The sequence below is a fragment of the Xanthomonas sp. SHU 166 genome, assembly GCF_000364685.1.
Taxonomy (GTDB): Bacteria; Pseudomonadota; Gammaproteobacteria; order Xanthomonadales; family Xanthomonadaceae; genus Xanthomonas_A; species Xanthomonas_A sontii.
The window spans coordinates 1-4,807 of sequence record NZ_AQOJ01000661.1 but is presented as its reverse complement, the minus strand read 5'-3'; the positions used below and the strand labels follow the sequence as shown (position 1 = coordinate 4,807).

The following is a 4,807-nucleotide window of genomic DNA, read 5'->3' as shown; positions in this document are numbered from 1 at the left end:
TCGCCGTCGCGCACGCGCGCCAGCGCGCACTGGCTGGCCGGCCAGTCGTGGACCACGGTGAGGCGGTCGGCCGGGAACGCCGGCTGCAGGCAGTGGGTCATCAGCAGGTCCAGCCAGTCGTCGCGGCCCAGGCCGTCGGCATCGATGCGGATCTCGCGTAGCGGCTGCTGCAGCGCCTCCAACGGCGCAGCGAATGGATCCAGGTCCAGCCCCTGCTGGAACAGCTCGCGATAGCTGAGCACCTGCAGCGTGACGCTGCGCCCGACCAGGGCCAGCGCCGTGCGCACCAGCTCCACGGTCTCCTCGATCAGTTGCCGGTGATCCCAGCCGACCCGGTACCACTCGAGCATGGTGAACTCGGGATTGTGGCGGCCGCCGGCCTCGCCGTTGCGGAACACCCGCCCCAGTTCGTAGCAATCGCCGATGCCGGCGGCGAGCAGCCGCTTCAGCGGATACTCGGGCGAGGTACGCAGCCAGCGCAGCGCCGGACCGGCGTCGACATGGCCGCTGAAGCGGGTCTGGAAGCTGTCGATGTTCGGCTCGGTATTGCCGGCCGCCGACAGCATCGGGGTTTCCACTTCCAGCACGCCGCGCGCGGCGAAGAAGCCGCGGATGGCGGCATTGAGCCGGGCGCGCAATTGCAGGGTGGACAGCAGGTCCATCACGGCGCCGTGTCGAGCCGGCGGCTCAGCTGGTCGCGCGCGTCGTCGCGATAGCCCAGGCCCAGGTACAGGCGCTTGGCGACGGCGTTGTGGTGATTGACCTCCATCCGCAGCATGTCCACGCCCAGCGCGCGGGCGCGCGCCTCGACCAGCGCCACCGCGCGCCGGCCCCAGCCGCGGCCGCGTGCGGCCGGGCCCAGGTACAACTCGTCGAGGAGCAGATAGCGCCCGCCCAGTTCGACGCTGAAACAGGCGGTGATCAGCGCATAGCCCACCACCGCGCCGTCCGGCGCCAGCCACAGCAGCGCCTCGCCCAGTGTCGGCTGCGTCAGCAGCGCCTGCAGGCCGCGCGCCACGCGCTCGGCGTCGAACGCGATGCCGTCCTCGGCGTAGAACGCCTGCAGCATCGCCAGCAAGGCTGGCTCATCGGCCGCGTTGGCGGTGCGCCAGCGCAGTTCCTCCTGCGTGGTGCCAAGCGCGCTCATGCGCCCTGCCCCTGCGACTGCAGGAACGCCAGCAACTGCGCCTCGTCCCACACCGCCACGCCCAGCTCCTGCGCCTTGTCGAGCTTGGAACCGGCGGCCTCGCCGGCGACCACGAACGCGGTCTTCTTCGAGACGCTGCCGGCGACCTTGGCGCCAAGCGCCTCCAGTCGTGCCTTGGCCTCGTCGCGGGTCAGCGCGGTCAGGGTGCCGGTCAGCACCACGGTCTGCCCGTCCAGCGGGCCGGCGCGACGCTGCGTCTGCGCCGGCGCGGCATCGAGCAGGCGTTGCATCGCCGCCTCGGCGTCCAACAGCGCCTGCTTCTGTGCCGGATCGGCCAGGTACGCAGCCAGGTTGGCGGCGCCGGCCGTGGACAGCCCCGCCCCGGTCCAGCCGCTTTCGTTGGCGCCCAACAACGCGTGCAACGTGCCGTAGGTGGCGGCTAGGCGCTGCGCGCTCTTGCCGCCGAGCTTGTCCACCGGCAGCGTGCCCAGCAGATGCGCCAGATCCAAGCGCTCGCGCAGTTCCGCCGGCGGCGTGCCCTCGTCGGAAAAGCGAATGCCGGCGGCGATCAGCGCATCGACCACCGCGGCGTTGCCGGGTTGTTCGAAGAACGTGGCGATCGAGCGCGCCACCTCGCCGCCGATATCCGGCAAGGCCTGCAGCAGCACCGCCGGGGTGCTGCGCACGAACGCCAGCGAGCCCAGCCAGTAGGCCAGCGCCTTGGCCGTGGTCTCGCCCAGGTGCGGAATGCCCAGCGCGAACAGGAAACGCGGCAGCGTGGTGGCACGGCTGGCGTCGATGCCGGCGACCAGATTCTCGGCCCACTTGGTCGCGAGCTTGCCCCCCAGGTCCACTGTCAGGTGCGCGCGCAGGAAGTCGGCGTGCCGCCACTGGGCGGCCTCGTCCTCCAACGCGGCGCGGCCGGCCGCGTCCAGCGCAAGCGCGCCCTTGCTGTCCTCCACCGCCTGCAGCAGGTCGGCGGCGGTGGCCGCGTCCAGCGCGGCCTTCATCCGTACCAGGTCCTCCACGCTCAAGGCGTACAGGTCGGCCAGCGACTGCACGAAGCCGAACTCGACCAGAGCATCGGCCTGGCGCTCGCCCAGGCCTTCAATGTCCATGGCGCGGCGCGAGGCGAAGTGCCGCACGGCCTCCTTGCGCTGCGCCGCACAGGCCAGGCCGCCACTGCAGCGCCAGGCCACCGCGTCCTCTTCCTTGACCAGCTCGGAGCCACACACCGGGCAGGTCGCCGGCATCGTCCACGGCGCTGTGCCCGGCGGACGCCGTTCCTCGATCACCCGCACCACTTCCGGGATCACGTCGCCGGCACGGCGCACGATCACGGTGTCGCCCTCGCGCACATCCAGCCGCGCGATCTGGTCGGCGTTGTGCAAGGTGGCGTTGGTGACGGTGACCCCGGCGACCTGTACCGGCTCCAGCCGCGCCACCGGGGTGACCGCGCCGGTGCGGCCGATCTGCACCTCGATCGCGCGCAGCACGGTGGACTGTTCCTGCGCTGGGAACTTGTGCGCCAGCGCCCAGCGCGGCGCGCGCGAGACGAAGCCCATCGCCTCCTGCTGGTCGTAGTCGTCGAGCTTGTAGACCACGCCGTCGATGTCGTACGGCAAGCTGTCGCGGGCGGCGCCGATGCGGCGGAAATAGGCGATCAGGCCGTCGAAGCCGGTGGCGCTGTCCGCCTCCGGGGCGACGGGGAAGCCGTAGTCGCGCAGCAGTTGCAGCGTCTGCGAATGGGTTTCGGGCAGTTCCAGGCCGCGGACCTCGCCCACCGAGTAGGCGAAGAACGCCAGCGGCCGGCGCCGGGTCACCGCCGGATCGAGCTGGCGCAGCGAGCCGGCGGCGCCGTTGCGCGGGTTGGCCAGCAGCTTTTCATTACGCTCCAGCGCCTGCGCGTTCCACGCGGCGAAGGCGGCGCGCGGCATGTAGATCTCGCCGCGCACTTCCAGCACCGCCGGCGGCGGCACGCCGAGGTCGCGCAGCTTCAGCGGCACCGAACGCACCTGGCGCAGATTGGCGGTGACGTCCTCGCCGGTGCTGCCGTCGCCGCGGGTGGCGCCCTGCACGAACACGCCGTCCTCGTAGCGCAAGCTGATCGCCAGGCCATCGAGCTTCGGTTCCACCGAGAACACCGGCGCGGCCAGGTCCAGTTCGCGCTCGATGCGGCGCTCGAAATCGGCGACCTCGGCGAAGCGCGTGCGGTCGTCGGCGTCCTCGGCCACGCCCGGGGTTTCGAAGGCATTGGCCAGCGAGAGCATCGGGATCGCGTGGCGCACTTCGGGAAAGCCACCATCCGGCCGCGCACCGACCTTGCGCGTCGGCGAGTCCGCGCTGGCCAGCTCCGGGTGCGCGGCTTCCAGGGCCTCCAACTCGCGCATCAGCGCGTCGTACTCGGCATCGGGAATCGACGCGTCGTCGAGCACGTAGTAGCGATGGTTGGCGTCGTCGATGCGCTGACGCAAGTCGGCGGCACGCTGCTGGGGATCGGGAATTGCGGTCATGCGCAGCGGAAATGGGGGTAACGGAGAGGGGGGCGATAGTAGCTTGAAGGCTGGGATTGGGGAGTCGGGATTGGGGGTGGCTTGACGGCTGGGATTGGCGCGTTGGGAGTGGGGATTCGCAAGAGCCCAAGCTCGGACTTCTCGCGTCGGCGGCGGTCGCACCCTCATCCGCCCCTGCGGGGCACCTTCTCCCAAGGGGAGAAGGAAAAGTCCAAAGCCCCTCTCCCACCGGGAGAGGGGTTGGGGTGAGGGTACGGAGCGCACAGCGCCTGCAACGACCTGGCGCTACGAGGCTTCGCCCGCACCCTCATCCGCCCCTGCGGGGCACCTTCTCCCAAGGGGAGAAGGAAAAGTCCAAAGCCCCTCTCCCACCGGGAGAGGGGTTGGGGTGAGGGTCCGGGGCGCAAAGCGCCTGCAACGATCTTGCGATACGAGGCTTCGCCCGCACCCTCATCCGCCCCTGCGGGGCACCTTCTCCCAAGGGGAGAAGGAAAAGTCCAAAGCCCCTCTCCCACCGGGAGAGGGGTTGGGGTGAGGGTACGGAGCGCGCAGCGCCATCGACCTCATCACCCGGCTTTTGCCCATCCCCAATCCCCAATCCCAGCCTCAAGCCCATCCCGAAATCCCAAATCCCGGCCCCTCACTCCCTTGCCCCGCCATTAACACCTCGTTAACGTGACCTCCCCCGCCCGCTCTGGAGAGCCACGTGTCGCTACCGGTCTCGCGCCGTTCCTTCCTGTCCCTGGCTACCTCCGGTCTGGCGCTCGGCGCCGTGGGCTTGGCCCCCGTTGCCGAGGCGGCGCGGCGCAAGGCAGACGCCGCCGCTGCCGCCACACCCGGCGTGGCGCCGGCGGCCGGCACGGTGTACCTGAACTTCAACGAATGCCCGCTAGGCCCTTCGCCCGCGGCGCTGGCCGCGGCACAGGCGATCCTGCCGCGCAGCGGGCGCTATCTGTTCGAGCTGTCGGACGAGCTGATCGCCGCCTTCGTCGGCCAGCAGCGCCTGCCGGCCGACCACGTTGCCGTGTATCCCGGCTCCAGCGAGCCGCTGGCGCGCGCCGCGCGCGCCTTCACCACGCCGCGCGCCGGCGTGGTGGTGGCCGATCCGACCTTCGAGGCAGTGGCCGATGTGGCTGCCGCGCATGGC

At 71.0% G+C, this 4,807-nt stretch carries 3 protein-coding genes and 1 pseudogene; 1 reads left to right on the top strand and 3 read right to left on the bottom strand.

The genetic code is table 11. The features are described 5' to 3' along the window. The 3 genes from D180_RS15755 to ligA form a co-directional block, all read right to left on the bottom strand. Window positions 1-662, bottom strand: a 662-nt coding sequence (locus D180_RS15755; RefSeq protein ID WP_017913557.1) for an amino acid--tRNA ligase-related protein, incomplete at its 3' end; no start/stop codon positions are given. Next, window positions 662-1,147, bottom strand: a complete 486-nt coding sequence (locus D180_RS15750; protein WP_017913556.1) for a GNAT family N-acetyltransferase — start codon at window positions 1,145-1,147, stop codon at window positions 662-664. The genes D180_RS15750 and D180_RS15755, both read right to left, overlap by 1 nt. Continuing rightward, complete coding sequence (ligA, locus tag D180_RS15745; RefSeq protein ID WP_017913555.1) at window positions 1,144-3,660, bottom strand: NAD-dependent DNA ligase LigA; 2,517 nt, start codon at window positions 3,658-3,660, stop codon at window positions 1,144-1,146. Before ligA ends, D180_RS15750 begins: the two co-directional genes overlap by 4 nt. Before the next feature lie 706 nt (window positions 3,661-4,366). Between ligA and D180_RS15740 the strand changes: the two are divergent. Continuing rightward, window positions 4,367-4,807: pseudogene (locus D180_RS15740) on the top strand (aminotransferase); the annotation flags it as partial.